The sequence below is a fragment of the Streptomyces cyaneofuscatus genome (genome assembly GCF_033109485.1).
GTDB lineage: Bacteria > Actinomycetota > Actinomycetes > Streptomycetales > Streptomycetaceae > Streptomyces > Streptomyces cyaneofuscatus.
The window spans coordinates 703,661-729,926 of sequence record NZ_CP137002.1 but is presented as its reverse complement, the minus strand read 5'-3'; the positions used below and the strand labels follow the sequence as shown (position 1 = coordinate 729,926).

The 26,266-nt window shown below is 72.1% G+C and carries 27 protein-coding genes and 1 tRNA gene; 10 read left to right on the top strand and 18 right to left on the bottom strand.

Going from position 1 to position 26,266, the window contains the following annotated elements:
- The first annotated feature begins 49 nt into the window (after positions 1-49).
- Positions 50-123, top strand: a tRNA-Pro gene (locus tag R2B67_RS02980).
- Between the two features lie 56 nt (positions 124-179).
- On the opposite strand, the gene R2B67_RS02975 is transcribed toward R2B67_RS02980, so the two are convergent.
- Entirely contained in the window at positions 180-1,685 is a 1,506-nt protein-coding gene (locus R2B67_RS02975) for an aromatic amino acid ammonia-lyase (protein ID WP_317816309.1), read from the bottom strand.
- A 151-nt stretch (positions 1,686-1,836) separates the two neighbouring features.
- Here R2B67_RS02975 and R2B67_RS02970 point away from each other — a divergent pair, with 151 nt between their 5' ends.
- The 4 genes from R2B67_RS02970 to R2B67_RS02955 are packed head-to-tail and all read left to right on the top strand — an operon-like array spanning position 1,837 to position 5,185.
- Complete coding sequence (locus R2B67_RS02970) at positions 1,837-2,880, top strand: ABC transporter ATP-binding protein (protein ID WP_317816308.1); 1,044 nt, start codon at positions 1,837-1,839, stop codon at positions 2,878-2,880.
- Positions 2,877-3,527: an ABC transporter permease gene (locus R2B67_RS02965; RefSeq protein ID WP_030572982.1), complete on the top strand. Its 651-nt coding sequence runs from the start codon at positions 2,877-2,879 to the stop codon at positions 3,525-3,527. The genes R2B67_RS02970 and R2B67_RS02965 overlap by 4 nt, the downstream gene beginning before the upstream one ends.
- A 4-nt stretch (positions 3,528-3,531) precedes the next feature.
- Positions 3,532-4,203, top strand: coding sequence for an ABC transporter permease (locus R2B67_RS02960; RefSeq protein ID WP_317816307.1), 672 nt, complete (start codon positions 3,532-3,534; stop codon positions 4,201-4,203).
- Positions 4,204-4,252: 49 nt separating this feature from the next.
- On the top strand, positions 4,253-5,185 hold the full coding sequence (locus R2B67_RS02955; protein WP_317816306.1) for an ABC transporter substrate-binding protein: 933 nt from the start codon (positions 4,253-4,255) through the stop codon (positions 5,183-5,185).
- A 43-nt stretch (positions 5,186-5,228) separates the two neighbouring features.
- On the opposite strand, the gene R2B67_RS02950 is transcribed toward R2B67_RS02955, so the two are convergent.
- From R2B67_RS02950 to R2B67_RS02900, 11 genes are all read right to left on the bottom strand, one after another.
- The gene (locus tag R2B67_RS02950) at positions 5,229-5,936 is read right to left on the bottom strand and encodes a glycosyltransferase family 2 protein (protein ID WP_317816305.1); all 708 of its coding nucleotides are present in this window, start codon (positions 5,934-5,936) and stop codon (positions 5,229-5,231) included.
- The gene (locus R2B67_RS02945) at positions 5,933-6,559 is read right to left on the bottom strand and encodes a class I SAM-dependent methyltransferase (RefSeq protein ID WP_317816304.1); all 627 of its coding nucleotides are present in this window, start codon (positions 6,557-6,559) and stop codon (positions 5,933-5,935) included. Before R2B67_RS02945 ends, R2B67_RS02950 begins: the two co-directional genes overlap by 4 nt.
- Positions 6,556-7,329, bottom strand: a complete 774-nt coding sequence (locus R2B67_RS02940; protein ID WP_317816303.1) for a PIG-L deacetylase family protein — start codon at positions 7,327-7,329, stop codon at positions 6,556-6,558. The genes R2B67_RS02945 and R2B67_RS02940 overlap by 4 nt, the downstream gene beginning before the upstream one ends.
- Positions 7,326-8,387 (bottom strand): acyl-CoA dehydrogenase family protein, encoded by a 1,062-nt coding sequence (locus R2B67_RS02935; RefSeq protein WP_317816302.1) that lies wholly within the window; start codon positions 8,385-8,387, stop codon positions 7,326-7,328. The genes R2B67_RS02940 and R2B67_RS02935 overlap by 4 nt, the downstream gene beginning before the upstream one ends.
- 183 nt (positions 8,388-8,570) lie before the next feature.
- The gene (locus R2B67_RS02930) at positions 8,571-9,926 is read right to left on the bottom strand and encodes a PP2C family protein-serine/threonine phosphatase (protein ID WP_317816301.1); all 1,356 of its coding nucleotides are present in this window, start codon (positions 9,924-9,926) and stop codon (positions 8,571-8,573) included.
- A 53-nt stretch (positions 9,927-9,979) separates the two neighbouring features.
- Entirely contained in the window at positions 9,980-10,384 is a 405-nt protein-coding gene (locus R2B67_RS02925; protein ID WP_317816300.1) for an SHOCT domain-containing protein, read from the bottom strand.
- Between the two features lie 89 nt (positions 10,385-10,473).
- Positions 10,474-10,989, bottom strand: coding sequence for a nucleotide triphosphate diphosphatase NUDT15 (locus R2B67_RS02920; RefSeq protein ID WP_317816299.1), 516 nt, complete (start codon positions 10,987-10,989; stop codon positions 10,474-10,476).
- Between the two features lie 83 nt (positions 10,990-11,072).
- Complete coding sequence (locus R2B67_RS02915; RefSeq protein ID WP_317816298.1) at positions 11,073-11,972, bottom strand: hypothetical protein; 900 nt, start codon at positions 11,970-11,972, stop codon at positions 11,073-11,075.
- Positions 11,969-12,982, bottom strand: coding sequence for an SPFH domain-containing protein (locus tag R2B67_RS02910; protein WP_317816297.1), 1,014 nt, complete (start codon positions 12,980-12,982; stop codon positions 11,969-11,971). Before R2B67_RS02910 ends, R2B67_RS02915 begins: the two co-directional genes overlap by 4 nt.
- Before the next feature lie 58 nt (positions 12,983-13,040).
- The gene (locus tag R2B67_RS02905) at positions 13,041-13,838 is read right to left on the bottom strand and encodes an SDR family oxidoreductase (RefSeq protein WP_317816296.1); all 798 of its coding nucleotides are present in this window, start codon (positions 13,836-13,838) and stop codon (positions 13,041-13,043) included.
- Between the two features lie 283 nt (positions 13,839-14,121).
- Positions 14,122-14,751, bottom strand: coding sequence for a TetR/AcrR family transcriptional regulator (locus tag R2B67_RS02900; protein ID WP_018513178.1), 630 nt, complete (start codon positions 14,749-14,751; stop codon positions 14,122-14,124).
- A gap of 159 nt (positions 14,752-14,910) precedes the next feature.
- Between R2B67_RS02900 and R2B67_RS02895 the strand changes: the two genes are divergently transcribed.
- Together R2B67_RS02895 and R2B67_RS02890 are read left to right on the top strand one after the other, a co-directional pair.
- The gene (locus R2B67_RS02895; RefSeq protein ID WP_317816295.1) at positions 14,911-15,840 is read left to right on the top strand and encodes a phosphatase PAP2 family protein; all 930 of its coding nucleotides are present in this window, start codon (positions 14,911-14,913) and stop codon (positions 15,838-15,840) included.
- On the top strand, positions 15,837-16,802 hold the full coding sequence (locus R2B67_RS02890) for a DMT family protein (RefSeq protein ID WP_317816294.1): 966 nt from the start codon (positions 15,837-15,839) through the stop codon (positions 16,800-16,802). The genes R2B67_RS02895 and R2B67_RS02890 overlap by 4 nt, the downstream gene beginning before the upstream one ends.
- Before the next feature lie 12 nt (positions 16,803-16,814).
- Here the strand turns inward: R2B67_RS02890 and R2B67_RS02885 are convergent, their stop codons facing one another.
- Entirely contained in the window at positions 16,815-17,348 is a 534-nt protein-coding gene (locus R2B67_RS02885; RefSeq protein ID WP_018513175.1) for a PadR family transcriptional regulator, read from the bottom strand.
- A 69-nt stretch (positions 17,349-17,417) separates the two neighbouring features.
- Complete coding sequence (locus R2B67_RS02880) at positions 17,418-19,433, bottom strand: oxidoreductase (protein WP_317816293.1); 2,016 nt, start codon at positions 19,431-19,433, stop codon at positions 17,418-17,420.
- 257 nt (positions 19,434-19,690) lie between these two features.
- Here R2B67_RS02880 and R2B67_RS02875 point away from each other — a divergent pair, with 257 nt between their 5' ends.
- Together R2B67_RS02875 and R2B67_RS02870 are read left to right on the top strand one after the other, a co-directional pair.
- Positions 19,691-20,221: a DoxX family protein gene (locus R2B67_RS02875; RefSeq protein WP_317816292.1), complete on the top strand. Its 531-nt coding sequence runs from the start codon at positions 19,691-19,693 to the stop codon at positions 20,219-20,221.
- Positions 20,218-20,670 (top strand): DUF7144 family membrane protein, encoded by a 453-nt coding sequence (locus R2B67_RS02870; RefSeq protein ID WP_018513172.1) that lies wholly within the window; start codon positions 20,218-20,220, stop codon positions 20,668-20,670. The genes R2B67_RS02875 and R2B67_RS02870 overlap by 4 nt, the downstream gene beginning before the upstream one ends.
- A gap of 37 nt (positions 20,671-20,707) precedes the next feature.
- Here R2B67_RS02870 and R2B67_RS02865 read toward each other — a convergent pair whose 3' ends face one another.
- The 3 genes from R2B67_RS02865 to R2B67_RS02855 form a co-directional block, all read right to left on the bottom strand.
- A complete protein-coding gene (locus R2B67_RS02865) occupies positions 20,708-22,813 on the bottom strand; it encodes an MMPL family transporter (RefSeq protein WP_317816291.1) in 2,106 nt (701 codons plus the stop codon).
- A 246-nt stretch (positions 22,814-23,059) separates the two neighbouring features.
- Positions 23,060-23,575 carry a MarR family winged helix-turn-helix transcriptional regulator gene (locus R2B67_RS02860; RefSeq protein ID WP_317816290.1) on the bottom strand — a complete coding sequence of 172 codons (516 nt, stop codon included), beginning with the start codon at positions 23,573-23,575 and terminating at the stop codon, positions 23,060-23,062.
- Between the two features lie 107 nt (positions 23,576-23,682).
- A complete protein-coding gene (locus R2B67_RS02855) occupies positions 23,683-24,261 on the bottom strand; it encodes a fasciclin domain-containing protein (protein ID WP_018513169.1) in 579 nt (192 codons plus the stop codon).
- A 529-nt stretch (positions 24,262-24,790) separates the two neighbouring features.
- Here R2B67_RS02855 and R2B67_RS02850 point away from each other — a divergent pair.
- On the top strand, positions 24,791-25,633 hold the full coding sequence (locus R2B67_RS02850) for a DUF1206 domain-containing protein (protein WP_317816289.1): 843 nt from the start codon (positions 24,791-24,793) through the stop codon (positions 25,631-25,633).
- A gap of 43 nt (positions 25,634-25,676) precedes the next feature.
- Here the strand turns inward: R2B67_RS02850 and R2B67_RS02845 are convergent, their stop codons facing one another.
- Positions 25,677-26,225: a DUF4383 domain-containing protein gene (locus R2B67_RS02845; protein ID WP_317816288.1), complete on the bottom strand. Its 549-nt coding sequence runs from the start codon at positions 26,223-26,225 to the stop codon at positions 25,677-25,679.
- Positions 26,226-26,266 lie beyond the last annotated feature (41 nt).

Here is a 26,266-nt window from a genome sequence, read left to right as displayed (position 1 = left end):
GTAATGTTTGTCCTGCGCGGCCGCCCCGGGAAACCGGGCGGAATCGCATCGGGACGTGGCGCAGCTTGGTAGCGCACTTGACTGGGGGTCAAGGGGTCGCAGGTTCAAATCCTGTCGTCCCGACTGGAAACAGTCGCAGGTCAGGGCCGGTTTCGGAGAAATCCGAAACCGGCCCTCGATCATTCCGGGGACCACAGCTCGGTGAACCGGTCGAGCAGTCCCGCCGCCGCCGTCACGTCGTCCGTCAGCGGCCGGTCGGCCAGCTCCGCGTCGAGGACCGATTCCGCCAGCTGGAAGGCGCGGCCGACCGGCAGACCGGGATCGAGCCGCAGGTCGCGCTGGCGCAACGCCCTGACGGCGGCGACGAGTTCGCAGCCCACGACGAGCCGGTACGCCGCACACGCCCGCAGGGTCTGCCGCGCCCCCAGGGACGCGAAGCTGGCCTGTTCCTCCACGCCCCGGGAGAGCACCGCGTGGCCGAGGGAGGCGGGCGCGGAGAAGGCCCGCAGGTCGCCGAGGGCCGCCCCGGCCGCGTACTCCAGGATCATCACGCCCGACGACGCCGGCTCGCCGTCCGCGAGGAAGGGGCGCAGGCGGGTGAAGCCCGGTTCGTTCAGTGTCGAGAGGCGGGAGGTCGACAGGCGGGCCACCTGCGTCACCGACAGCCTGAAGTGGTCCAGGGCCAGTGCGAGTTGGGCCAGGTAGAAGCCGCCGTGGTGGTAGGCCGCCATGTCGTCGGCCGAGATCAGCGGGTTCTCGGCGGCCGCGTTGATCTCGACCGCGAGGACCTCGTCGAGCGCGTTCGCCGCGTCGTGGGCGGGCCCGTGGATCTGCGGGACGCAGCGGAAGCCGTACGGGTCCTGGATCCGCCCGAGGGGCGGTGTGGGGCGGTCGGGGGCGCCGAGCAGCCGCCGCATCTGTTCCGCGACCGCCTTCGAGCCGGCGTGGGGCCGCGCCTCGTGCACGGGGAGCGCGTACGCCTCGTACGAACCGTCGATCGCCATCAGCGACAGCGCCGCCACCACCTGCGTGGCCGCGATCAGGCCGCGCAGCTCGTGCAGGGCGAGCGCGGACTGGCCGAGGGTCAGGGCGTTGCTGCTGATCAGGGCCAGGGCGTCGTTGTTGTCGAGCGGCTGCGGTTCGGGCGCGGTTCCCTTTCCCTGCCAGGGGTGTTCCCCCGCCAGCGCGAGGCCCATCTGCGCGAGCGCGGCGATGTCTCCGGTGCCGACCGAGCCGAATGCGTTGACCCGAGGGTAGGCGCCCGTCTCCAGGGCTTCGCACAGGGCGGTGACGACGGTCGGGCGCAGTCCGGCGCCCCCGGCGAGGAGCTGGTTGGCGCGGACGGCCAGCATGGCGCGGACCTCGCGGGCGGGGAGTTCCTCGCCGATCGCTCCGGCATGGCTGCGCAGCAGCCGCAGTCCGTGGTCGGCGGCCGCCTCGGTGGGCACGTACTCATTCCGGTTGGCGCCCACTCCGGTGGAACGGCCGTAGACGCGGCCCCATGAAGCGATTTCCCGCGCGGCGTTCCAGGAGTCCTCCACGCGCTTCATGCCCTCGGTCGCCGGAACGGGCCGGGCGAGGGATTCGGCCATGCGTACGACATCTGGGACCATGAGTCGGCGGCCGTCGAGGACGATGACCGCGTTGTGGTCATGGGCCACTTCGTCCGCAATATGAGACGACATAGGCGGCAATTCATCCTCCATCGGGCGCTCCGTCTTGCCTTGCGGCCACTGATCGCCAGGGATTTGCGCCTGCGCGGCGACAACCTATTGACAATCTATTCAGGCACGGAGAACTCTGCATGATGATATGCAGCCGGGCAAGGGACTCCTCATGATCCAGTTCGATACGGTCCACAAGCGCTTCCCGAACGGCACAACCGCGGTGCACGACCTCACCCTTGAGATGCCGGAAGGGGGCGTGACCGTCCTCGTCGGATCTTCCGGTTGCGGTAAGACGACGACGCTCCGCATGATCAACCGGATGGTCGATCCGACCTCCGGGACGATCAGGGTGGGCGGCAAGGACGTCCTGGAGCAGGACGCCGCCGAACTGCGCCGCTCCATCGGCTATGTCATCCAGCAGGCCGGGCTCTTCCCGCACCGCACCGTCGTGGACAACATCGCGACCGTACCGCTGCTGCTCGGCTGGGGCCGCAGGAAGGCCCGGGCGCGGGCGGCGGAGCTCCTGGAGACGGTCGGCCTCTCCGCCGACACCGGCAAGCGCTACCCGCACCAGCTCTCCGGCGGCCAGCAGCAGCGCGTCGGCGTGGCCCGCGCACTCGCCGCCGACCCGCCGGTCCTCCTCATGGACGAGCCGTTCGGCGCCGTCGACCCCGTGGTCCGCACCCAGCTCCAGGACGAACTGCTGCGACTCCAGAGAGAGCTGAACAAGACCATCGTCTTCGTCACCCACGACATCGACGAGGCCGTACGGCTCGGTGACCGCATAGCCGTCTTCCGTACCGGCGGCCATCTCGTCCAGTGCGCCGCGCCCGCCGAACTCCTGGCCCGTCCCGCGGACGCGTTCGTGGCCGACTTCCTGGGCGCGGAGCGCGGTCTGAAACTGCTGTCCCTGACAACGTTGGCCGGGGTCGCCCAAGGGCCCGCCCCCAAGGGCGACCGCTGGCAGCTGACCCTCGACCCCGCCCGTAAGCCGCTGGTCTGGCGCGACGGGGAGAGCGGCACGGAGATACCGGTCCGGCCGCTGCGGGACACCGACTCGCTCCTCTCGGCGCTCAACGAGTCCATCGCGGCGCCGAGCGGCCTGGTCGCCCGGGTCGACGCGGACGGTGTCCTCACCGGCGTCACCTCCCGCGAGGACATCCACGACCGCGCGGGCCACGTGCACAGCGAGGCAAGCACGGTGGCCGCGTGAGCGTCGACTGGTCGTGGATAGCCGACCACACCGACGACCTCACCGCCCTGACCCTCTCCCACCTGCAGGCCGCCCTCACCGCCGTACTCCTCGGCCTGCTCGTCTCGCTTCCCCTCGCCGTGGTGGCCCACCGGGTACGCAGGCTGCGCGGACTGCTCCTCGGGCTGTCGAACGTCCTGTTCACCATCCCGTCCATCGCCGTCTTCGTGCTCCTCCTGCCGGTCAGCGGACTCACCCGCACCACCACCGTCATCGGTCTGACGATCTACACACTCGTCGTGCTCCTGCGGAACACCGTCGAGGGCCTCGACTCCGTCCCCGCGAAGACGAAGGAAGCCGCGAAGGCCATGGGCACCCGGCCGCTGCGCACCCTGCTCACCGTCGAACTGCCCCTCGCCCTCCCCGTCATCATGGCGGGCGTGCGGATCGCGACGGTGATGGCGATCTCCCTGGTCTCCGTGGCCACGTACATCGGCGACGGTGGACTCGGGCAGCTGTTCACCGACGGGTTCCAGCGCAACTTCCCCACGCCGGTCATCGTCGGCGTCGTCCTGACCCTGCTCCTCGCGCTCGTCGCGGACGCCCTGCTCGTCACCCTCCAGTACGTCCTGACGCCGTGGACCCGCCGGCAGAAGCAGGGGGCCTGACCTCATGTACGAACTCCTCAAGGGCCTCGGTGCCTGGCTGGCCGGCAGCGAACAGTGGGCCGGTTCCGACGGCATCGGACACCGCCTCGCCGAGCACCTCCAGTACTCGCTGCTCGCCACCCTCATCGCCGCCGCCATCGCCCTGCCCGTCGGCCTGCTGATCGGGCACACCGGGCGCGGCGCGTTCATCGCCATCAACCTGTCGAGCTTCGGGCGGGCCCTGCCCACGGTCGGGCTCGTCGTGCTGGTCTTCCTCGCCAGCGGCCTGTCCATGTGGCCCGTCTACATCGCGCTGGTGGCCCTCGCCGTGCCCTCCATCGTCACCAACACGTACGCCGGGATGACGGCGGTCGACCCCGAGGTACGGGACGCGGCGCGCGGCCAGGGCATGCGCCGGCACCAGGTGCTCCTCCAGGTCGAGCTGCCCCTCGCGCTGCCGCTGATCATGACCGGGCTGCGGCTCGCGCTCATCCAGGTCGTCGCGACCGCCACGATCGCGGCGTACGTCTCCTTCGGCGGACTCGGCCGGTACGTCTTCGACGGGCTCGCCCAGCGCGACCTCGTGCAGGTGCTCGGCGGCGCCGTGCTCGTGGCCGTCGTCGCCGTCGTCCTCGACCTCGCCCTCTCCGCCCTCCAGCGCGTCCTGTTCCGCCACCGTCCCGCCCCGCAGGCCTAGGAGTCGGCCCCTCATGACCCGTACGAACCGTGAAAGCCGCGTGAACCCCATGAACCGCAGAACTCTCCTCGGCGGACTCTTCGCCGCCGCCACCGTCCCCGCCCTCGCCTCCTGCAGCAGCGGCATCACCTCCCTCGACGGAGAAGGATCCGGCGGCGGGGGCGGCGGCTCCAGCGAGGGCGGCGTCACCATCGGCACCGCCAACTTCACCGAGAACCAGGTCCTCGGATACCTCTACGCGGCCGCCCTCGAAGCGGCCGGGGTGACGACCAGGGTCCGCCCCAACCTGGGCACCCGCGAGATTCTCATCCCCGCGCTCAAGGGCGGCGACATCGATCTGCTGCCCGAGTACCAGGGCGCGCTGCTCCACTACCTCGACGCGAAGGCCGAGGCCACGGAGGAGGGCACGATGCAGAACGCCCTCGCCATCGCGCTGCCACGCGGTCTCCAGATCCTCCCGTACGGCGAGGCGGAGAACGCCGACGCCTTCGCCGTCACCCAGGAGACCGCCGAGAAGTACGGCCTGAAATCCCTGGCCGACCTCGCGAAGCACAACGGCAAGCTCATCATCGGCGCGGCCCCCGAGGTGAAGAAGCGCACGGTGGGCTCGGTGGGCCTCAAGGACGTGTACGGGGTGGAGTTCAAGGAGTTCAAGTCCCTCGACTCCTCAGGACCGCTGGTCAAGGGCGCCCTCAAGAAGGGCGACGTGGACGTGGCCAACCTCTTCACCACCGACACCGACATCACCGCCGAGGGCTGGGTCGTGCTCACCGACCCCAAAAACCTCATCCCCGGCCAGCACGTCGTCCCGCTCATCGCCGACCGCAAGGCCGACTCGACGGTCCGCAAGGCGCTCGCCCGCCTCGGCAGTGTGCTGACCACCGAGGACCTCACCGAGCTCAACCGTCTGGTGGACAAGGACAGGAAGGACCCCGAGGACGTCGCGTACGACTGGGCGGCGGAGCACGGGATCAAGAAGTAGCCCGGAGGCCCGGAGGGCCCGGGCACCCGTGCCGCCCCGCCCCTCACGCCTCCGCGGGGCGGGGCATCGCGGCCAGATAGTCGCCGAAGCCACCGTGGGCGCGGGCCTGGAGCCGGGGCGAGGTCAGGACGGGACAGTGGGCGGTGCGCAACACCCGGTGGCCCCGGCGTTCGAGGGCCTCGACCAGGGCACGGTCCTCGCCGGTGGCCAGGGAGGGGAAGCCGCCCACGTCCAGATAGGCGGCGGTGGCGACGCCTAGGTTGGCGCCGTGGACGTGCGGGTGTGCCCAGGGGGTTCCGGTCGGCGGCCGGGTGGCCTCGTACCGGATCCGGTGGGGCACGGCCAGCGGTGAGGTGGACGGCAGGGCGACGGTCCCGACGACCGCCTGCCAGCCTTCGCGGGCCCTGGCCAGCTGGTGGGCCAGCCAGTCGTGCGGGACCACGCTGTCGGCGTCGGTCGTCGCGATCCAGGTGACGGGCGCCGCAGCCTCCGCCCGGGCCAGGGCGTGGCGGACACCGGCGGCTCTGGCCCGGCCCGGGTTACGGAAGGCGGCGTCGACCACGAGCGCTCCGGCGTCGCGGGCCACCGCCGGTGTACGGTCCCGGCAGTCGTCCGCCACCACGACCGTCAGGACTCGTGTCACGGCGAGAGCGGGGTGGCGGGCCGCCCTGCCGATCGCGGCGAGCGCCGCCGGCAGCAACGCCTCCTCGTCGTGGGCAGGAACGACCACGGCGACGGTTCGCGCGCTCACACCAGCCCCTCGCGGGCGGCGACCCCGGAGGGCCGTCCGCCGTCCGCGGAGGTCCGCCGGTGGACCTGGAGGACGAAGTCCTCCTCCCGGTGGTCGGCGAGGAGGACGAGGCCGGGCTGGTCCGCGACGCGTCGCGCGATCCCGGCGCCGGTGGTCAGATGCTCCTCCACCGGATGGTTCCAGTGGACGGTGACCAGGGTGCCCTCCGGCTCCAGGGACGACACCGTCCGCTCCAGCACCGTGTCGAGCGTCATCTCGTCCAGGTAGTAGAGGAGTTCGGAGAGCACGATCAGGTCGAAGGAGCCCCCTGGCCACTCCTCGGGCAGCAGCATGCGGTGCACCGACACGTTGGGGAGAGCAGCGGTGCGCCGCCGTGCGGTCCCGACGGCTGACTCCACCCGGTCGCAGGCGAGCACGGTGCCGCAGCGGTCCGCCAGCCGGCGGGTGAGTTCCCCGACGGAGCAGCCGGGTTCGAACGCCCGGCGGTAGCGGGGCAGCGGCAGGGCCGCGACGGTCAGGTCGTACTTGCGGCGCTCGTACCACCGCTCGGTCAGGCTCCACGGGTCCTCCGCGGAGCCGTACATGGCGTCGAAGTACGTGGCCGGCGTGGAGGGGCGGCTCATACGAAGACCACCTCCCAGCCGCGCAGATGGTGCGTCAGCTCCTCCGGAGGCAGTACGGCCGCGTCCTGCGGCGCGGGGCCGAGCGGCCGGATCTGCGTGGCGAACCGGCTGACGGCGGCCCGCTTGAGGGCCTGCGCCGCCGACGGCAGGACGATCCGGGCGGCCCGCTCCCACGGGACCCTGCTGTCGCCCGGTTCGGCCCAGTGCCACATCCAGACCGGATACAGCGCGCACGGCACGGCCGTGGCCCGAGCGGCGGCCAAGGCAGCGCGGCCGGCCGCCTCGTGGTCGCTGTGCACGTCCTCGGTCCACGGCGCCAGGCAGAGTGCCGCACCGGACATCAGGGCGGCCAGTTCGCGGGCCAGTGCGTCCTCATGATCGCCCACTCCCGTGTCCGGCAGCCTCAGCCGTACGATCTCGGCCCCGGCCGCACCCAGCTCGGCCAGCGCCTCCTCCAGCTCCCGGGCCCGCAGCTCGGCGAGCTCGGCGGGGGAGAGGACGAGCGAGCCCGGGTGGGAGCCCTCGCCGTCGGTGACCGACACCACGGTCACGGCGAGACCGGCCGCCACCAGCCGGGCGATGGTGCCGCCCACGCCCAGCACCTCGTCGTCGGGATGGGCGGCGACCACCACCACCCGCCCCTCCTCCGGCAGTACGTAGTCCGGCAGCCGGTCCCAGCCGTGCCACGCGCGCCAGAGCGCCTCGTCGGTGCCGGGTGCCTGGATCGCGTCGGCATGGCCCTCGGGGCTCCGGTCCTCCACCGTACTCATCGGCTCTCCTCCGGTCCGCGTGCGGCCAGCCCGCCCAGAGCCGCCAGGTCCCGTTCCGCGTGGTGCTGGCGCACGTAGACGCCGAGGTCGGTCACGGCCCGCGCATGCCGCCCGTCATGGCACAGCGGGCCCGCGCCGGTCGCCCGGCCCACGTGGTCCAGGACCTCGGAGCACACCTCCGCCACCAGGGCCCGCACCCGCAGCGCACGCAGCCCGGCCGTCCCCGCCTTGTCGAGCGGGTCGAGGTCGATCTCCTCGGCCGCCCGGCGCAGCACCGTTCCGGCCGTGTACAGCCGCAGGTCCACCGCGCCGGCGTGGCTATCGGTGAACGGGTCGGCGCGCTGCTCCGCCCGGGTGAACAGCACGCGGGCGACCGCCCGCGCCCCGCCGTACCAGCACGCGGCCACGCCGACCCCGCCGTGGTGGAAGCCGGGGCGGCGCAGGTACGCCTCCACCCCGCCGACCGGGGTGGCCGGGACGTCGGTGAAGCGGATGTCGGGGCTGTCGCTGCCGGCCATGCCGATGGCCCGCCAGGTGCCGGGGACCGGCGCGCATCCCGGGCCCGCCTCCGCTTCCGGGAGGCTTTCCGGGATCCCGGTGCGGACGGCGAAGAGCCGCCGGCCGTCCTCGGCCGTGGCGGTGACCAGGGCGTGGGTGCAGCTGTGCGCTCCGGAGCAGTACTGCTTGAGACCGTTGAGCACCCAGCCGTCCGGGCCGCGGGTCGCGGTCAGCCCGGAGCCCGGCGGTTCGGCGGCCCACACCCCCCAGTACTGGCCGGGTGCCACCGGATCGCCGTCCAGTTCGGCCAGGATCGCCACGGCGTCGAGGTGGCCCTCCGCCAGCCGGGCGGCGCACAGGTCGTCCTCCGCCACCGCGGACAGCACATCGAACCGGGCGGAGGTCCGGCCACCGCCCGGCAACGGCGCCTCGACGGTGCCCGCCGTCACGGCGTCGACGAAGCGGGTGAACCGGTCCGCCGCACGGCGGACCGCGAGGGCGGCCGAACCTCCGCCGTCGGAGGTCTCGACGCCTGCCGGCAGGGGGATCGCATCATGCATCGGCGGCACTCCTTGCTCCATCGCTCACCGGCCATCGGCCGCCAGGGACCCACCGCCCCTGGAGAAGTCGGGGGCCGGGGGTGCGCTTCCACGATCACCTTTTCCGGCGGCCCGCGCTTCTGGGTGCCCCTGGATCGCGGCGCCACACCTGATGGCGGTGGTGGACCGCCCGGAACCCGGGAGTCAGGAGGACGCGGGCACGCGCAGGGCGAGCAGGGCGGTGTCGTCGCTGGCCCAGCCGTCGTGGTGGTCGGCCAGAGCCGCACCGATGCCTTTCACGGTCGCCTCCGCGTCCAGACCGCGCGTGCCGGACAGCGCGGCGGCGAGCTCGGCGTCGCCGAACACCTGCTGCCGCTCGCCGGGCGGTGTGCCGGGGCGGGGACGTGCCTCGCACGCGCCGTCGGTGTAGAGGAGCAGCAGATCGCCGGGGGCAAGACGGAAGCGGACATCGACGAGGCTGACGTGTTCCACGACCCCGAGGAGGGTCCCGGGGGTACCGACCCGGTGCACGCGTCCGTCGGCCCGGCGGATGAGGGCGGGCGGGTGCCCGGCGAGGCTGACACGGCCCGCGAGTCCGCCCGGGGTGAGGCGGAAGGCGGTGTAGACGGCAGTCAGGAACCGGGGCGCGCGCTGGGCGAGCATCGCGGTGTTCAGCCCGCCCAGCAGGGCGGCGGGCGAGAGGACCCGCGAGGCGTCGGCCCGCACGGTGTAGCGCGCCATGGCGGTGACCTTGGCGGCTTCCACGCCCTTGCCGCACACATCGCCGAGTACGGCGGCGTACGAGGACCCCCGGGTGGCGAAGAGGTCGTAGAAGTCGCCGCCCACCTCGACCCCGGAGCTGCCGCTGGCGGAGGCCGGATGGTAGGAGGCGGCCACCTCCAGGCCGGGGACCGGGTGGAGGGACGGCGGGAGGAGCCCCTGCTGGAGGGAGTGCGCGAGATCGGCGGAGAGCCGGTGGGCCTGCCGGGCCGCCTCCAGCGACTGGCGCAGGTGGATCTCGGCGGAGACCGAGCGGGCCAGGGTCTCCAGCGTCGTCAGGTCGGCGGCCGACCAGGTGCGGGGGGAGTCGTCGATGACGCAGAAGCTCCCCAGCACCTCGCCGCCGGGCGCCAGCAGCGGAAAGCCGGCCCAGGCGCCGATGTTCATCGGCCCGACCGACGGGTGGTCGCGGGTCCGGGGGTCGCTCGCCGCGTCGTCCACGATGAAGGGATCACCGGCCAGCCCGACCAGGAAGTAGCAGAAGCTCTCTCGTACAGGGTTCTGGCGGGCGCCGATGTCGGTGGCGTCCACGCCCACGCAGGACTTCCAGAAGGAGCGGTCCTCGTCGACCAGGGTCACGAAGGCCCGGCCGGATCCGGTCACCCGCGCCGCCAGTGAGGCGAGGTCCTCGAAGACCTCCTCGGGACCGGTGTCCAGCAGCCCCGTGGCGGCCACCGCCGCCAGCCGGGCCGGGTCCGACAGGGCAGCCGGAAGGCCGTCCGCGCGGATACCCGCGCCGAAATCCAGACCTGCCGCCACCGGACCGCCCACTTTCCTCATGCTCCTGCTCCACAAGGAAACCACGCCCCCGGAAGGGATGACCCGGGTGCTCCTCAGGCCAGGAGCTTCGCCTTCGCCCGCTCGTACTCCTCCGCGTTGAGCGCGCCCTTGTCCTTGAGCTCGGCGAGCTTCGCCAGATCGCTCACATGGCTGGTGGAGCCGGAGGAGCCCTCGCTGCTCGCGGCCTCCCTCACGTAACTCCGGAAGGCCGCTTCCGAGTCCTTGACCGCCTTGGCGTCGCGCTCGTGCATGCTGCGGCCGCGGACGATCAGGTAGATCAGGACGCCCAGGTAGGGCAGCAGGATGACGAAGATCAGCCAGCCCGCCTTGGCCCAGCCGTTCAGCGTGTGGTCGCGGAAGAGGTCCGTGATCACTTTGAACAGCAGGAAGAACCACATGACCCAGAGGAACAGGTACAGCATGGTCAGGAAGAGGTTCAGGAGCGGGTAATCGTCCATGGGGCCAACTCCGTTCGCGCGGATGGTCCCTCATTCATACGCCTGGTCCCTTTTGCCCGCATCTGTAGTCGGAGCATCAGGGCCCCTGATCAGCGCTGCTCTCGGGCCCCCGTGATCCGCAGGAGGTGGGCGGGCGGATGGGTGAGGCCGAGGTCCGGGCGCCAGGCCGCGAGGATCTGGGCCGACGGGTCGAACAGCGGCGTCGGCAGCTCCTCGGGGGCGGTCCACCGCCATGCGCTGATCAGGTGCGGCTCGGTGACCTCGGGGATGCCGGAGTGCAGGCGTACGAGGGCCGCCATGCTGATCCGGTTGATGCCGCCGATCACGTCGTGGAGCATCGCGAAGACGTCCACCGCGCTCTCGTCCACGGTGAGACCGGTCTCCTCGCGCAGCTCACGGGCGGCCGCCGCCGCGACCGACTCGTGCGTCGGGTCGACCTTGCCGCCGGGCAGCTCCCACGTACCGCTGTGGTGCCGGCCCAGGAGCACACATCCCTGTCCGTCCTCGACGATCACGCCGACTCCTAGGGCCGCCTGCGCCTTGGGCGGGCGGCTGTTGCGGGAGGGGCCGGTGCCGGAGCGGGGGTCGGTGGTCTCGGTGGCCATGGTGCTGCATCTCCGCTCTCCGGGGGCCTCTTACGGGCCGGTGGGTACGGAACACCGTAACGACATCGGGGCCCCGGTCCCGCTCAGACCACCAGCCGCAGAGCCGTCGCCGAGATGCCCAGCCGTACGCTCTGCCCCCAGGTCAGCTGCAGGGCGTCCGACTCCATCCCGTCCCCGAAGACCACGATCCGGTCCGACTCGACGGTGAGCCGCAGGCCTTGGCCCCGGTTCAGTTCGCCGGAGACCAGGGACGTGCCCGTGGCGGGGGAGGGCCAGGCCTCGCGGACGAACCAGAGGAGCCGGGGGTCGCTCGGCGCGGGCAGCGGGGTGGTGCTTCCGCGCTCCAGCCAGAGCGAGCGCAGCCAGCCGGTGGCGCCCGTGCCCGTGCCGACCAGGACCCCGGAGGAGGCCTGGGCCTCGCCGGGGGCCGGATCGCCGTCGGGGCCCAGGCGGTAGCGGGCCGTCTGGTGGCCGGGCGGGCCCAGGTAGATCTCGTTGAGCGCGACCAGCCGTTGGGTGTCGTCGGCGACCGCCTCGACCATGGTCAGCGCGTCGACCGTGGATCCGGTGGCCGTCGCCGCGCGCAGCAGGGCGGCCGCGTCGGTACGGCGGTGGCGGACCAGGACCCCGGGGTTGCGGCCGGGATCGGTGTCGATGCCCACCACCGGCTGCCCGGACAGGTACTTCGCGGCGTTGGCGACCAGCCCGTCCTGGCCGACCACGACCACCACGTCCTCCGACGCGAACAGGAACCGGTCCAGGTCCGCCCGCTCCACCCGGGTGGAGCGCCAGGTGAGCGGCACGGCGGCCGCCACGTCCCGCAGGGCCTGTTGCGTACGTTCGTGGCGCCGGGCCACCTCGTCGATCGAGCGGCCCCGGCTGGAGAGGAAGAACGCGGCCTGCCCGTGCGTTCCGTGCCGGGCCAGCAGCTCCTCGTACTCGGTCCTGCGGTGTACGAGGACGGCCCGGGGCGCCAGGCTCACGCTCCCGCCCCGCCGTCCGCGCGGCCGAGCTTGGTGAGCAGGCCCGTGAGCACGTCGGGGGAGAGGGTGAGGCTCTCGATGCGCGGCACGTTCTCCGCGAGCCGGGTCGCCGCCAGGGCGTGCAGGGTGGCCGGATCGACCTCGCCGTGCACCCGCAGCCAGGCGGCCTGGGCCTCGGCGCGCGCCGAGCCCGTCTCGCGCGCCGCCTCGGCGTCCGCCCGGGCCAGGCGCACCTTGCGGGAGGCCTCCGCCTCCGTCCGTACGCCGTCGGCCGCGGCCTTCTCCTCGGCCTCGCGGCGGGCGTTGGTGCCGCGCTGGTCGACCAGCTGCTCCTCGCGTCGGGCCAGCTCGATCTGGCTGGCCAGCTCGTTCTCGGCGATGGTGCGCTCGCGCTCGACGGCCACCGCGCGGCGTTCATAGGTCGCCCGGTCCGCCTCCTGCTGGATCTGCTCGCGCGCCGGTGTGCGCAGGGCGCGCTCGACCTCGGCCTCGGGGCGGATCGCGACGACGCGTACGGCGACCACGTCGATCCCGGTGGCGGGGAGCCTCGGCTCGGCGGCGAGACCCGTGGCGACCCGTTCGCGTACGGAGGCGACCCCGTCCACCAAAGCCTGTGCGAGCGGGGTGCGGGCCAGGACGTCCAACGTGTGCTGCTGCGCGGTCTCGGTGAGCAGGGTGGCGATCTGCTCCAGCGGTGCGCTGCGCCAGCTCCCGGTGTCGGGGTCCACGGAGAAGTCCAGCCGGTCGGCCGCCAGCGCCGGGTCGCTGACCCGGTAGGTGACGGTGGCCTGCACGGTGACGTCCTGGAAGTCGGCCGTACGGGCGTGGAACGCCATGGCCAGCTCCCGGTCGTCGACCGGTACCTCAGAGAGCGCGGCCGACAGCGACCGGTACCAGAAGCTGAGCCCCCGGCCGTCGTGGGCGAGCTTGCCGCGCTTGTGGTGGCGGATGTGGGCGGTGGGTGCGGAGCGCAGATGGCGCCAGCCGAAGCGCCGCGTGATGTCGGCCATGGGGTCCCCCTCGAACTTGATGTCGTCATGAAGACGATAAGGGGGATGGGGTAAATGGTCAAGGTGACGAGAAGGGGGGTCGGGGGGCTCGGCGGGCCAGGTCTCTGGCGGGGATCTCGCCGCCACCGTGCACGGCCAGGTCGGCTCCGTTGACGTACGAGGCGTGCGGGCCGGCCAGCCAGAGGCAGGCGTGGGCCACATCGGCCGGAACCGCCAGCCGCCCCATGGGGACGATGCCCGCCACCGCCGCCCCGTCGTCCTCCCCGTACAGCTCGGTGGCGCTCGCGGTGCGGATGGGCCCGGCGGTGATGTGGTTCACCCGGACCTTCGGTGCCCACTCCAGGGCCAGGGCCCGGGTGAGGCCGAGCAGGCCCGCCTTGGCCGCCGAGTAGGCGGCGGTGCCCGGCTGCGGGTCGCGGGCGGAGACGCTGCCGATGTTGATCACGGCCCCGCCCTCCGGCTGCTCCCGCATGACCAGGTTGGCTGCCTGGGCCACGTAGAAGGGCGCGAGGAGATTGAGGGCGACGACCTTCTCGACGAAGCGGGGGGAGACGGTGGCCGCGTCGGCGTCGGGGGAGCCGCCCGCGTTGTTGACGAGGATGTCGAGTCGCCCGAATTGTTCGGCTGTCGCGGCCACCAGGTGGGCTGCCGCTGCCGGGTCCCGGACGTCCGTGGAGCGGAAGGCGGCGTCCCGGCCGTCGGAGGACGGCAGAGTGGGAGGGGTGGTGCGGGCGCAGACCATGACCTCCGCGCCCGCGGCGAGGAAGGCCTCCGCGATGACGGTGCCGATGCCCTGGGTGCCGCCGGTGACGATGGCCACCCGTCCGGTGAAGTCGATCGGATTGCCCAGCTCCATGGTCCGCCTCCCGTGTGCGTGGACCTCCCGTGCGCGTGGACGCGGAATCTACCAATCGCTTGTTAGGTGCGGTAGGGGGCTGCGGGGGTGCCTGGAAACACGGGCGGCCGGTGAGCTCCGAAGAGTTCACCGGCCGGCCGGGCGTTGCGCCGCCCCCGTCCCCACGGTGCGGCGCCGGGTGGACCGTCCCCATCCGCTGGGACGGACGGTCCACGTCCGTCAGGACCCGGGCGTACCCGCGTCCCATGTCTGTCAGGACCGGGCGCACCCGAGTCCACGTCTGTCAGGACTCCGGCGCACCCGCCGTGAGTCCGAGTCCGGGCAGGATCGCCTTCTCGACGAACCTGGTGAGGTACGCCGCGTCCGCGTACCGTCCCTCCAGCAGCGGCCGCGCTCGCATCACGCCGAGCAGTTGTGCCGCCACGTACTCCGCCCCCGGCAGGTCCGCCGCGATCTCGCCGCGCGCCTGGGCCCGCCGGACCATCGCGTCGATCGCCGCGATCTCCGGCAGGATCAGCGCCTCGCGCAGGGCGCACAGCAGCTCGGGGGTCTGGAGCGCCGCGTGGCTGAGCGCGTGCATCAGCGGGGTGTCGCGCCCCGAGGCCTCGCCGATCGCCCGGGCCGCCTCCAGGAGGTCCCCGGCGAGCGTTCCGGTGTCGATGTCCGGAAGCCGCATCCGCCGGGTGCCGTGCAGCGCGGCGACGACCAGCTCCGGCTTCGAGCCCCACTGCCGGTACAGCGTCGACTTGCCGCAGCGGGTACGGGCGGCGACGCCCTCCATGGTCAGCGACTCGTAGCCGCCCTCCCGCACCAAATCCAGCACCGCCGTGTAGAGCTCCTGCGCCCGCTCCGGTGTGATCTTCGACCGGCGGGAAGCGAGGGCTGACTCCGGTACGGAATCGGGCGACGGCATGGACGGTCCCTCCTGCGGCGGTGCGGCGAGGCTCTCGATACGCCAGTGTACCGATACGTGCGTGTACCGATACGCCAACGTATCGGTACACTGGCGTATCGATTCGGCACGGGTTCGCCATGCCGTCCTGACACCGCTTCGCATCCAAGGGGGCACCGGGTGACGTACGCCCGCACCGAGCCCACGGACCAGGAGCCGGACATACGTGCCCGACCGCCCCTCGTCCGCGAGTTCCTTCTCGTGGCCGGACTCTTCCTGGCCTACAAGTTCGGCCGCCGAGCAGCCAACGGCCATGTCGAGGAGGCGTTCCGCAACGCCGGGAACGTCTGGGACCTCGAACGTGCCCTGCACCTCCCGGGTGAGGGCGCCGTCCAGGGCGTACTGCTGCACAGCCAGCCGCTGATCCACGCGGCGAACACCTACTACGCCACCGTGCACTTCCCCGCCACGGTCCTCTTCCTGGTCTGGCTCTACTGGCGCCGCCCGCTCCACTACCTCTGGTCACGGCGCATCCTCGCCGTGCTCACCGGGGGAGCCCTGGTGCTCCACCTCCTCTTCCCGCTCGCCCCGCCCCGGATGCTCCCGGCCGCCGGACTGGTCGACACCGGCCAGGTCTACGGGCCGACGGTGTACGGGGCGACGCCCGCGACCGACACGATGGCGAACCAGTTCGCCGCGATGCCCTCGCTGCACGTCGGCTGGGCCGTGATGGTGGCCGTCGGGCTGATCCTCGCCACCCGCTCCCGATGGCGCTGGCTCTGGCTGCTGCACCCGGCGATCACCCTGCTCGTCGTCGTGGGCACCGCCAACCACTACTGGCTGGACGCGGTCGTCGTCGTGGCGCTGCTGGCGGTGGCGCTCGCCGCGCTGCGCCTGCCGCGCGCGGCCAGGAACGTACCGGCGCACCTGCCGTGGGCGGCCGGTGACGGGGCGGTGTCCGGCGGGGGTGCGCACGTACCGGCGTACGCCGTCCCGGGTGCGGAGGCGGCAGCGGACTCGTACACCGTCGGCGCCGCGCACCCCGCGCGTACCCCCGCCAGCCCGGCGCACCCCGCACGCACCCCTGCCGGGGCCGGAGCCGGCCGGTGAACGCCACCCTGATCGCCGTCGCGCTCTCCCTCGTCTCCGCCGGCGCCTACGCGGCCGCCGCCGTCGCCCAGTCCCGGCTGGCCGGGCGTACCGAGCCCTCCACCGGGGTGCTGCGCCTGCTCGGCCGGGGCGCCTGGTGGTCGGCGGTCGGCCTCAACGCCGGGGGCGCGCTGCTCCATGTCGCGGCGCTCAACTACGGCCCGCTCACCCTGGTCCAGCCGCTCGGCGCGCTCACGCTCGTCGCCGCCGTCCCGCTCGGGGCGCGCGCCGCCGGACGCCGGGTCGGGCGCACCGAGTGGCGGGGCACGGTCCTCACCCTGCTCGGCCTCGGCGCCCTGCTTCTCACGGCGGGCGGCTCCGCCCCGCACGAGACCCTCACCCTGCCCGAGGCCCTCGGCGTCGGCGCCGCCACCATGGCGGTCGTCGCCGGGCTCAGCAGGCCGGGGGCCCGTCCGGGCCTGCGGCACGCGGCGGCCTCCGGCATCACCTCGGGCGTCGCCTCCGCGCTCACCCAGACCCTCACGGTCGCCGTCACCGACCACTCCGGCGGCCCGCTGTTCAGCTGGCGGCTGCTGACGGTGGCGCTGCTCGTCTCCGCCTTCGCGATGGGCGGCCTGCTGCTGTCCCAGACCGCCTACCGGGGCGGCCTCGGCGCACCGCTCGCCGTCGTCACCCTGGCCAACCCGGTCGCCGCCGCCGCGATCGGCCTGGCCCTCCTCGGCGAACGCCTCCAGGGCGGGCCGGTGAGCCTGGTCCTGGCGCTGCTCGGTACGGCGGCCGCCGTACGCGGGGTGATCCTGCTGAGCCGGGCCCAGGCGCACGGCGGTACGGATCCGGGCGAGGCGGCCGTGGGGCCCGGGCCTCTGAAGCCGGCGCCCTCCCGGGTCGTCATCGGGAGCCCCCGGCGCGCCGCCGCACCGGAACCCGTGACCGTACGGGCGGGCGCACGCCACCACCCGTGACGTCGGTCCACGTCAGTCGTCTCCCAGGTCGCCGATGGCGCGGGTCAACCAGCCGATCCAGAACGTCTCCAGGTCGATGCCGCCGCGCAGCACCAGATGGCGCAGCCGGTCCGCATCGCCCTCGGGCGCGGGGGTGAAGTCCCGCTCCTCGATCTCCCGGTACTCCGCCAACTGCCGCTCGTGCAGCGCGAGATGGCGGCGGAGCTCCGTCCCCATCCCGTTCACCCCGACGACCGCCGCCGCCCGCATCCGCAGGAGCAGCGGATCGCGGACCGGGCGCGGGTCCTCGGGGAGTGCCACCCAGGCCGCCAGCTCCTCGCGGCCGGCGGGCAGCACCTCGTACTCCTTCTTCTGTCCCCGGGCGGGAGCCGCCGTCGGCAGCGCCCTGATCCTTCCTGCCTGCTCCAGTTTTCCCAGCTCGCGGTAGATCTGCTGGTGCGTGGAGGACCAGAAGTAGCCGATCGACCGGTCGAACCTGCGGGTCAGTTCCAGACCCGAGGACGGCTTCTCCAGCAGAGCGGTGAGAATCGCGTGCGGCAGTGACATGACGTGCATCCTAAGGACGGGCCGGACGGGTGTTCACGGCGACGGCCGAAGGGGCGACGGCCCACGGGCCTACAGCGCCGCCGCCAGCTCCGTGCCCTGGCGGATCGCCCGCTTCGCGTCCAGTTCGGCCGCCACGTCCGCGCCGCCGATCAGGTGGACCGGGCCGCCCGCCGCGCGCAACTCCTCGTACAGCTCCCGGCGCGGCTCCTGGCCTGCGCAGAGCACCACGGTGTCCACCGGCAGCACCCGCCGCTCGCCGTCGACCGTGAGGTGGAGGCCCTCGTCGTCGATCAGGTCGTAGGACGCGCCCGCGATCATCTCGACGCCCCGGTGGCGCAGTTCGGTGCGGTGGATCCAGCCGGTCGTCTTGCCGAGAGCCGCGCCGACCTTGGTGGTCTTGCGCTGGACGAGGTGGACGGTACGGGGCGTCTTGGGGCGCTCGGGGGCGCGCAGGCCGCCGCGCTCCTCGTAGGCCGTGTCCACGCCCCACTGCCGGAAGAACGTCTCCGCGTCCAGGCTCGCCGCGTCGCCGCCGTCCGTGAGGAACTCCGCGACGTCGAAGCCGATGCCGCCCGCGCCCACGATCGCGACCCGGTCGCCGACCGGTGCGCCGTCGCGCAGGACGTCCAGGTAGCTGACGACGTTCGGGTGGTCCGTGCCGGGGATCGCCGGGGTACGCGGCTCCACGCCCGTGGCGAGCACGATCTCGTCGAAGCCGTCCAGCGTCCCGGCGTCCGCCCGGGTGGACAGGCGCAGCTCGACATCCAGCTCCGCCAGCCGCGTACGGAAGTAGCGCAGCGTCTCGTTGAACTCTTCCTTGCCCGGCACCCGGCGGGCCACGTTCAGCTGGCCGCCGATCTCGTCCGCCGAGTCGAACAGCGTCACCGCGTGGCCCCGCTCGGCCGCCGTGACCGAGCACGCGAGACCCGCCGGACCGGCACCCACCACGGCGACGCGTTTACGGGTCCGGGTCGGGCTCAGGACCAGCTCGGTCTCGTGGCAGGCGCGCGGATTGACCAGGCAGGAGGTGATCTGGAGGCTGAAGATGTGGTCCAGGCAGGCCTGGTTGCAGCCGATGCAGGTGTTGATGGCGTCCGCGCGGCCGGCCGCCGCCTTGGCGACGAACTCCGGGTCGGCGAGGAAGGGCCGCGCCATCGAGACCATGTCCGCCCGGCCCGAGGCGAGGACCTCCTCGGCGACCTCGGGGGTGTTGATGCGGTTGCTCGTCACCAGCGGTACGGAGACGGCCCCGCGCACCCGCTCGGTCACCCAGGTGAAGGCGGCGCGCGGCACGGAGGTGGCGATGGTGGGGATGCGCGCCTCGTGCCAGCCGATGCCGGTGTTGATGATCGTCGCGCCCGCCGCCTCGATCTCCTTCGCCAGCGTCACGACCTCCTCCAGCGTCGAGCCGCCCGGCACCAGGTCCAGCATGGAGAGCCGGTAGATCAGGATGAAGTCGGTGCCGACCCGCTCGCGGACCCGGCGCACGATCTCGACGGGGAACCGGATGCGGTTCTCGTAACTGCCACCCCAGCGGTCGGTGCGGTGGTTGGTGGCGGAGACGATGAACTCGTTGATCAGGTAGCCCTCGGAGCCCATGATCTCGACGCCGTCGTACCCGGCGAGCTGAGCCAGCTCCGCCGCCCGGACGAACTCCTCTATGGTCTCCTCGACCTCGGCGTCCGTCAGGGCGTTCGGGGTGAACCCGCTGATGAGGGCCTTGAGGGCGCTCGGTGCGACCAGGTCCGGGTGGTGTGCGTACCGGCCGAAGTGCAGGATCTGCATCGCGATCCGGCCGCCCGCCGCGTGCACCGCCGAGGTGATCTCGCGGTGCTGCTCCGCCTCCGCCTCGGTCGTCATCTTGGCGCCGCCGGGGAAGGAGCAGGCCCGCTCGCTGGGGGCGATGCCGCCGGTGACCATCAGGCCGACGCCGCCCCGGGCGCGCTCCGCGTAGAAGGCCGCCATCCGCTCGAAGCCGCGCTCGGCCTCCTCCAGGCCGATGTGCATCGAGCCCATGAGCACCCGGTTGGGGAGGGTGGTGAACCCGAGGTCCAGCGGGCTCAGCAAGGTCGGGTACAGGCTCATCCGGGTCTCCTCCGCACAGGGTCGTCGCGTCAGTTGTAGACCACCGCGAGCTTCTTTTGCAACAAGTTGCACAATGATCTGCGTCGCATGCCCGGCAGCCGAGCGACCTCCGCTGGAACCCTGCTGGACCCCCGCCCGACCTCCGCCAGGCCTTGCGGCGCCTGACCCGTGACCCGTACGGCGTATTCGGCCGGGCCCGTCCGGCACCGGCCGACGAGAGTGGGATCCACAGCGAAACCCTCACCCCGGGAGTTCCCATGGTCTGCGTCAACCGGCGTGATCTCGGCCTGCTCGCCCTGCGCGTCGGCACCGGCGCGGTGCTCGCCGCCCACGGCAGCCAGAAGCTGGCCGGCTGGTTCGGCGGCGGAGGCATCCAGGGCACCACGGCCGCGATGGAGGCGATGGGCTTCCATCCGCCCAAGCACAGCGCCGTGGCCGCCGGGCTCGGTGAGGCGGGCGGCGGTGTGCTGCTGGCCCTCGGGCTCGCCACCCCCGCCGCCGGGGCCGCGGCCGCCGGGGCGATGGCCGGCGCGGTGGCCGTGCACGCCCCGGCGGGATTCTTCGCCCAGGGCGGCGGCTACGAGTACCCGGCGTTCCTCGGCTTCACCGCCGCCGCCATCGGGCTGGCCGGCCCCGGCCGCTACTCCGTTGACCACGTCACCTGCCATATCTTCGACCGGCCCTGGATGGTCGCCCTCGCCTTCGCGGGCAGCGCGGCCGCGGCCGTCGCGGTGGTCGGCAAACGGGCCAAGGGCCAGTCCGACGAGCCGCAGGAGGCGGGCCGATGAGCGCGGACCCGCGCCTCTACGACGGTTCCGCCGGCCCGCCTCCCGCGCCCGACCCGGACAGCGCCTGGGTCACCGGAGGCGTGCTGTTCGCCGGGGTGCTGATGCTCTGCCAGGGCGTCGTCGCGGCCCTGCAGGGCATCGCGGCCCTCGGCGACAGCGACGTCTACGGCACCGTCGGCGACTACCTCTACCGGTTCAGCCTCACCAGCTGGGGCTGGATCCACCTGGTGCTCGGCGTCTGTGCGGCGATCACCGGAGCCGGGCTCCTCAAGGGCGCCGGGTGGGCCCGGGTGGCCGGCATCCTGTTCGCCTCCCTCGCCCTGTTCGCGCAGTTCCTCTTCCTGCCGTACGCGCCGGTCTGGTCGGTGCTCATGATCGGGGTGGACATCTTCGTGATCTGGGCGCTGAGCGCCTACCGGCCCCCGGCCGCCGAAGTCGTCCCGCGCTGACCGTCCGCGTCAGGCGTTCCCGCTCCCGCCGTCCGCGTCAGGCGTTGCTCCTCCCGCCGTCCGCGCCCTCGCGGCTCAGCGCACCCGGCCACCAGGCCTTCGGCCCGATGTCCCGCACCAGCGCCGGGACGAGGAGCGAGCGGACGACCAGGGTGTCCAGCAGGACACCGAAGGCGACGATGAAGGCGATCTGGACGAGGAACGCCAGCGGGATGACGCCCAGGGCGGCGAACGTGGCCGCCAGGACGACACCGGCCGATGTGATGACCCCACCGGTCGTGGTCAGCCCGCGCAGGATGCCCTCCCGGGTGCCGTGCCGCAGGGACTCCTCGCGGACCCGGGACATCAGGAAGATGTTGTAGTCGACGCCGAGGGCGACCAGAAACACGAACCCGTACAGCGGCACCGAGGAATCCGTACCGCTGAAGCCGAACACATGGGTGAAGACCAGCGACGAGATCCCCAGCGTGGCCAGGAAGTTCAGCGCCACCGTGGTCACCAGCAGCACCGGCATCAGCAGCGACCGCAGCAGGAAGACCAGGATCACCAGGATGATCGCCAGCACCACCGGCACGATCAGCATGCGGTCGTCCTCGGCCGTGCGCTGGGTGTCGTACTGCTGGGCCGTGTAGCCGCCGACCAGGGCGTCCGAACCCGGCACCGCGTGCACCGCCTCGCGCAGGGCGGCGACCGTCTCCTTGGCGGCGTCGCTGTCGGCCGCGGCCTTCAGGGTCGCGTCGATCCGGACCTTGCCGTCGACGACCAGCGGTTCACCGCCGGGCCGGCCGCCCTCGCTCACCGGCGCGACCGAGGCCACCCCGTCCGTACGGGTCGCGGCCTCGCTCACCTCGGGCAGCTTGTCGGCCGCCGCGATGATCACCGCCGGGTTGCCGGAACCGCCGGGGAAGTGCTCGCCCAGCGTCTCCTGCGCGGCCACGGACGGGGCGTCGTTGACGAAGATCTCGTCGAGCGGCACGCCCTTGGAGGTGAGCGTGGGGGCGAAGGCGGCACAGGCGATCAGGACGGCGAGGGTGATCGCCCAGACCTTGCGGGGAGCCCGGTCGACCAGGTCTGCGACCTTGCTCCAGATGCCGTGGCCGCCGGTCCCGTCCTGGGCAGGCTTGGGCTTCGCGGGCCAGTACGCCTTGCGGCCCAGCAGCACCAGGACGGCGGGGAGGAAGGTGAGGGCGCTCAGGACCGAGCAGACGATGCCGATCGCGCCCACCGGACCGAGCGCCCGGTTGTTGGTGAGGTCGCTGAGCAGCAGGGCGAGCAGGCCCACGGCCACCGTCGCGGCGCTGGCCGTGATCGGCCCGAACGACTCACGCAGCGCGACCCTCATCGCGGCGAACCGGTCGCCCTGGACCGCGAGTTCCTCCCGGAACCGGGCGGTGAGCAGCAGCGCGTAGTCCGTCGCGGCGCCGATCACCAGGATCGACAGGATGCCCTGCACCTGGCCGTCCACCCGCACGATGTCGTGGTCGGCGAGCACATAGACGATCGCGCAGGCCAGCCCCAGGGCGAACACCGAACCCAGGATGATGAGGAAGGGGAGCAGCACGCTGCGGTACACGAGCAGCAGGATCACCAGCACGGTGATCAGCGCCACCCCGAGGAGCAGCCCGTCGATGCCCGCGAAGGCGTCGGAGAGGTCGGCCTGGCTCGCGGCCGGTCCCGCCAGCTGCACCGTCGCGTCCGGCACTTCGGCCCCGGCCTTCTTGACCTCCTCCAGCACCGTCGGCAGCTCGTCCCCGAGGTCGGGGCTCAGCTGCACGATGCCCTGGAGCGCGAGTCCGTCCTCGGAGGGCAGCGCGGGGGAGGCCTGTCCGACGACGCCCTCGGTGCCCGCGAGCGAGGCGAGAGCGCCGGTGGCGGCTTCCCGCTGGGCATCGCTCACCGGGGTTCCCGCGTCCTTCGACGTCCATACGAGGATGGCCGGGAGGGTCTCGTTCTGCTGAAAGGCCTTCTGCGCGTCGATGACTTGAGTGGATTCGGCGTTCTGGGGCAGGAAGGACGCCTGGTCGTTGGTAGCGACCTCGCCGAGCTTGCCGGCGTACGGACCGAGCCCGCCGCCGATACCGAGCCAGGCGATCAGCAGGACGACAGGGATCAGCCAGCGGGCCGACCGTGCAGGGGTGAACATGCCTCTCCCGGGGTGCGAGGAGTATCTCAACGATGAACAATCTCAATCGTTGAAATACATTAGCGGAGTGCTCGTGGGGAGAGTCGTCCGGGTTCCTCCGAGGGCCCGAGGGCCCGATGGGCCGGTCGGGGAGCGTACGAGGAGTTACGGGGAGAGCTTCGGCGGGCCATCCCCTCATGGATGCACCCGGCGGCCGAAAATCTCAGCGACGCGCCGAAGGGGGCCCGGGCGGCGCACCTGAAGGCCTCAGCGGCGCGGTGCGGGAGCCTCGGACAGCTCCTCGTTCATCGCCGCGAGGAAGCGCAGGACGGTCGTGAGCTCCGCCTCGCTGAAGCGTGACCTCGCGCGCTCGGTGGCCTCGGCGAGCGGCATGAAGTAGTCACGGGCGGCCATCCGGGCGCTCGCCTCGTAGTGGACGTGCACCACCCGCCGGTCGCTGCTCTCCCGGGCCCGCCGGATGTGGCCGGCCCGCTCCAGGCGGTCGAGGCAGGCGGTCACCGCGCCCGAGGTGAGCCCCAGGTGCTCGCGCAGCGCGCCCGGTGTGAGAGGAGCGGGGGCGTCGAGGATCGCCGCCAGGGCGGTCACGTCCGTGGGGTGAAGCTGCTGGTGCGCGGCGAAGCCGTGGGTCATCCGGTTGATCTCGCCGTTCATCCGGCGGAGCTCGACCGCGAACGCCTGGAGACCGGCGGCGGCTCCGGGTTCCGGGGCCGCGGCGGAGTCCGAGGCGCTGCTCCGGTTCTGTCGGCTGTCGGCGCTGGTCACGTACTCAGCGTATAGAACGGGCGGCCGTGGCCGGTGCCCGGACCGTCACTCGGTCCGGGCACCGGCCACGGTGCGCGGGCGCCGTCACGACGGCTGCCCGGCCTCGGTCACGACGTCGGCATGAGCACCGTGTCGACCAGGTTGACCGTGGCGTTCGCCGTCGGCACATTGCCGCAGACGATCTTCGAGGAGTCGTTCACCGTGAAGTCGGTACCGGACCCCTTCACCGTGAGATCGGTGCCCTGCAGAGTCTTGTAGGTGCCGTCCTCCAGCTGCTTCGTCGTCAGCTTCTCGCCCACCACGTGGTACGTCAGCACCTTGGTGAGCTCCTCCTTGTCGTTCAGGAGCGCGTTGAGGTCGGCCTGCGGGATCTTCTCGAAGGCGGCGTTCGTCGGTGCGAACACCGTGATGTTCTCGGCGTTGTTGAGCGTGTCCACCAGGCCGGCCTTCTGGATGGCGCTGACCAGCGTGGAGAGTTCGGGGTTGTTGGAGGCGGCGGTGGCGACCGGATCCTTCGCCATGCCTTCGAGGCTGCCCGCGCCTTCCTTCGGGACGGAGGCACAAGCCGGACCGAACGGTTCCGCCGGAGCCTCTGCTTGCGCCTGCGGCGCGAAGAACGCCATGGAGGCGGGGAAGGCGAGAGCGGCGGCGGCCGCGGCGGTGCGCTGCAGACGGGTGATGGTCATGATGTCTCCTCCGGCGGGTGGGGTGAGATATTCACGCCGTACGGCCATAGTGGGCCGTAGAACCAGTAGCCCATAGAAGAAGTTCCGGGTCAAATGCAGAGCCCCGAGAGGGAAATGGGCGAGCGATTCAGTGAGGCCGGGAAAGCGCTGCGAGAAACCGTCGAGGGGAAGGTCGACTGGTGTTGCCCTGGCGCCCATTACCCCGTCCCACGTGCGGTTATGGTCAGTTTCGATGCAGAAGCGACGCGACAGGACCAGCGGGGAGACATGCTGCACGGTAGTTATGGGAATAGTGTCTGCCGTAAGGAGAAGGAATTCACCGTCCGCTACCGAAAGCTGCTGATCGGTCGACCGTAAGCCGACCGTGAGGGAAATTATTCGTGCATTTACCGGAAAGTGTGCGGATGTATTTCTCTGCCCGAAGCGCATTCCGTGATCGGGACTCGAAGCGGCATCCACGGAGCTGATCCCGCGGCCCCGCCACATCCCGGCAGGAGTTGATCCGCCGGACCGGGGCAACCGGCATGACATGAATACCCGTTCAGTAGCAGCTCAGGGGCGCGGCCAGGCAAGACGCGCCGCAAACAGCAAGGCGGTGGAGGTCGGAGCCCGTGCCGGGTTCGGCGCCCGCGGCGTCATCTACGTGCTCGTGGGCGCCCTCGCCCTGCAGATCGCGCTCTCCGGAGGCGGCGGCAAGCAGGCGGACCGGGGCGGAGTGATCGCGGAGATAGCCGAGAAGCCGTTCGGCAAGATCGTGTTGTGGCTGCTGGGCATAGCCCTGGTGGGCATGGCGCTCTGGCGGCTGTCCGAGGCCCTCTTCGGCTCGGCAGGACCCGACGGCGGCAAGGCCTCGAAGCGGGCCATGGCCGCGGGACGGTTCGTCTTCTACAGCTTCGTCGCCTACTCCGTCCTGTCCTTCGCCGCGGGCGACTCCGGCAGTGGTGGCGGCTCCTCCGACCAGCAGTCCCAGGACGTCACCGCCAAGGTGCTGGGCTGGCCCGGCGGCCAGTGGATCGTCGGCATCGGAGGCGTGGCGATCGCCTGTGCCGGTATCTGGATCGCGGTCCGGGCCATCATGCGGAAGTACCACAAGCACCTCAAGATGGCGGAGATGTCCCAGAAGGTGCGCCGTGCGGTCGACTTCACCGGAGTGTTCGGCGGCTCGGCGCGCGGCGCCGTCTTCGCCACCGCGGGCGGCTTCGCCGTCGCCGCGGCGGTCAAGCACAACCCCGACCAGTCCAAGGGGATGGACGACACCCTGCGCTCGTTCACGGAGACCCCCGTCGGTCCGTGGCTCCTGGTCGTCATCGCCCTCGGCCTGGTCGCCTTCGGGATCTTCTCCTGGTTCAACGCCCGCTACCGAAAGGTCTGACGGGCTGCCGCGTAGCCTGATGGCTACCGCGAAGTCCGACGGGCTACCGCAAGGTCTGGCCGACGCCGCCCCCGGTCACCCGGGGCGGCCCGGCCTTCGCACCCCGGCGGGCCGCGTCCTCACGGGCGGCCTCCTCGGGGTGCCGGCTGCGCCAGTAGGGGTTGTCGTGCGGGAGCCCGCCGGTGACCCGGCCGTACATACCGAACGTCAGGATCAGCAGCCCCATCACGAAGCTGAAGATCACGTTGGGCATGCCGAAGTCCAGGATGTTCGCGCCCTTGTCCAGGATGAAGATGTGGACGAACCCGCTGAGCAGGAAGAGCGTGCCGACCGTCATGTTCACCATCGACGCGACGTTCCCGCCGATCACCGCCCCGGCGATCAGCACCAGGCCGACGGCGACGGAGATCAGGCTCAGCACGCCGTTGGTGGAGAGCCCGGCCACCTGAGAGCCGCTCGTGTCGAAGAAGCTCAGCTGGTCGGCGAAGCCGAGGATGCCGAAGACCAGAAGGATGACTCCGCACAGCCCCGCTCCGATCCGGTACACGGTCGCGAGCCGGTGGTCCACGGGGAGTTCGTCGCTCAGTTTCATTGCCGTCTCCTGTCGCTGCCTGCTGCGGGAGCCCGGGCGGG

Bases quoted from the DNA above. Each gene is read 5' to 3' on its own strand.
- R2B67_RS02975 (WP_317816309.1), bottom strand. From the start codon at position 1,685: ATGTCGTCTCATATTGCGGACGAAGTGGCCCATGACCACAACGCGGTC.
- R2B67_RS02970 (WP_317816308.1), top strand. From the start codon at position 1,837: ATGATCCAGTTCGATACGGTCCACAAGCGCTTCCCGAACGGCACAACC.
- R2B67_RS02960 (WP_317816307.1), top strand. From the start codon at position 3,532: ATGTACGAACTCCTCAAGGGCCTCGGTGCCTGGCTGGCCGGCAGCGAA.
- R2B67_RS02955 (WP_317816306.1), top strand. From the start codon at position 4,253: ATGAACCGCAGAACTCTCCTCGGCGGACTCTTCGCCGCCGCCACCGTC.
- R2B67_RS02945 (WP_317816304.1), bottom strand. From the start codon at position 6,559: ATGAGCCGCCCCTCCACGCCGGCCACGTACTTCGACGCCATGTACGGC.
- R2B67_RS02940 (WP_317816303.1), bottom strand. From the start codon at position 7,329: ATGAGTACGGTGGAGGACCGGAGCCCCGAGGGCCATGCCGACGCGATC.
- R2B67_RS02935 (WP_317816302.1), bottom strand. From the start codon at position 8,387: ATGCATGATGCGATCCCCCTGCCGGCAGGCGTCGAGACCTCCGACGGC.
- R2B67_RS02930 (WP_317816301.1), bottom strand. From the start codon at position 9,926: ATGAGGAAAGTGGGCGGTCCGGTGGCGGCAGGTCTGGATTTCGGCGCG.
- R2B67_RS02925 (WP_317816300.1), bottom strand. From the start codon at position 10,384: ATGGACGATTACCCGCTCCTGAACCTCTTCCTGACCATGCTGTACCTG.
- R2B67_RS02920 (WP_317816299.1), bottom strand. From the start codon at position 10,989: ATGGCCACCGAGACCACCGACCCCCGCTCCGGCACCGGCCCCTCCCGC.
- R2B67_RS02910 (WP_317816297.1), bottom strand. From the start codon at position 12,982: ATGGCCGACATCACGCGGCGCTTCGGCTGGCGCCATCTGCGCTCCGCA.
- R2B67_RS02905 (WP_317816296.1), bottom strand. From the start codon at position 13,838: ATGGAGCTGGGCAATCCGATCGACTTCACCGGACGGGTGGCCATCGTC.
- R2B67_RS02900 (WP_018513178.1), bottom strand. From the start codon at position 14,751: ATGCCGTCGCCCGATTCCGTACCGGAGTCAGCCCTCGCTTCCCGCCGG.
- R2B67_RS02885 (WP_018513175.1), bottom strand. From the start codon at position 17,348: ATGTCACTGCCGCACGCGATTCTCACCGCTCTGCTGGAGAAGCCGTCC.
- R2B67_RS02880 (WP_317816293.1), bottom strand. From the start codon at position 19,433: ATGAGCCTGTACCCGACCTTGCTGAGCCCGCTGGACCTCGGGTTCACC.
- R2B67_RS02875 (WP_317816292.1), top strand. From the start codon at position 19,691: ATGGTCTGCGTCAACCGGCGTGATCTCGGCCTGCTCGCCCTGCGCGTC.
- R2B67_RS02870 (WP_018513172.1), top strand. From the start codon at position 20,218: ATGAGCGCGGACCCGCGCCTCTACGACGGTTCCGCCGGCCCGCCTCCC.
- R2B67_RS02865 (WP_317816291.1), bottom strand. From the start codon at position 22,813: ATGTTCACCCCTGCACGGTCGGCCCGCTGGCTGATCCCTGTCGTCCTG.
- R2B67_RS02855 (WP_018513169.1), bottom strand. From the start codon at position 24,261: ATGACCATCACCCGTCTGCAGCGCACCGCCGCGGCCGCCGCCGCTCTC.
- R2B67_RS02850 (WP_317816289.1), top strand. From the start codon at position 24,791: ATGAATACCCGTTCAGTAGCAGCTCAGGGGCGCGGCCAGGCAAGACGC.
- R2B67_RS02845 (WP_317816288.1), bottom strand. From the start codon at position 26,225: ATGAAACTGAGCGACGAACTCCCCGTGGACCACCGGCTCGCGACCGTG.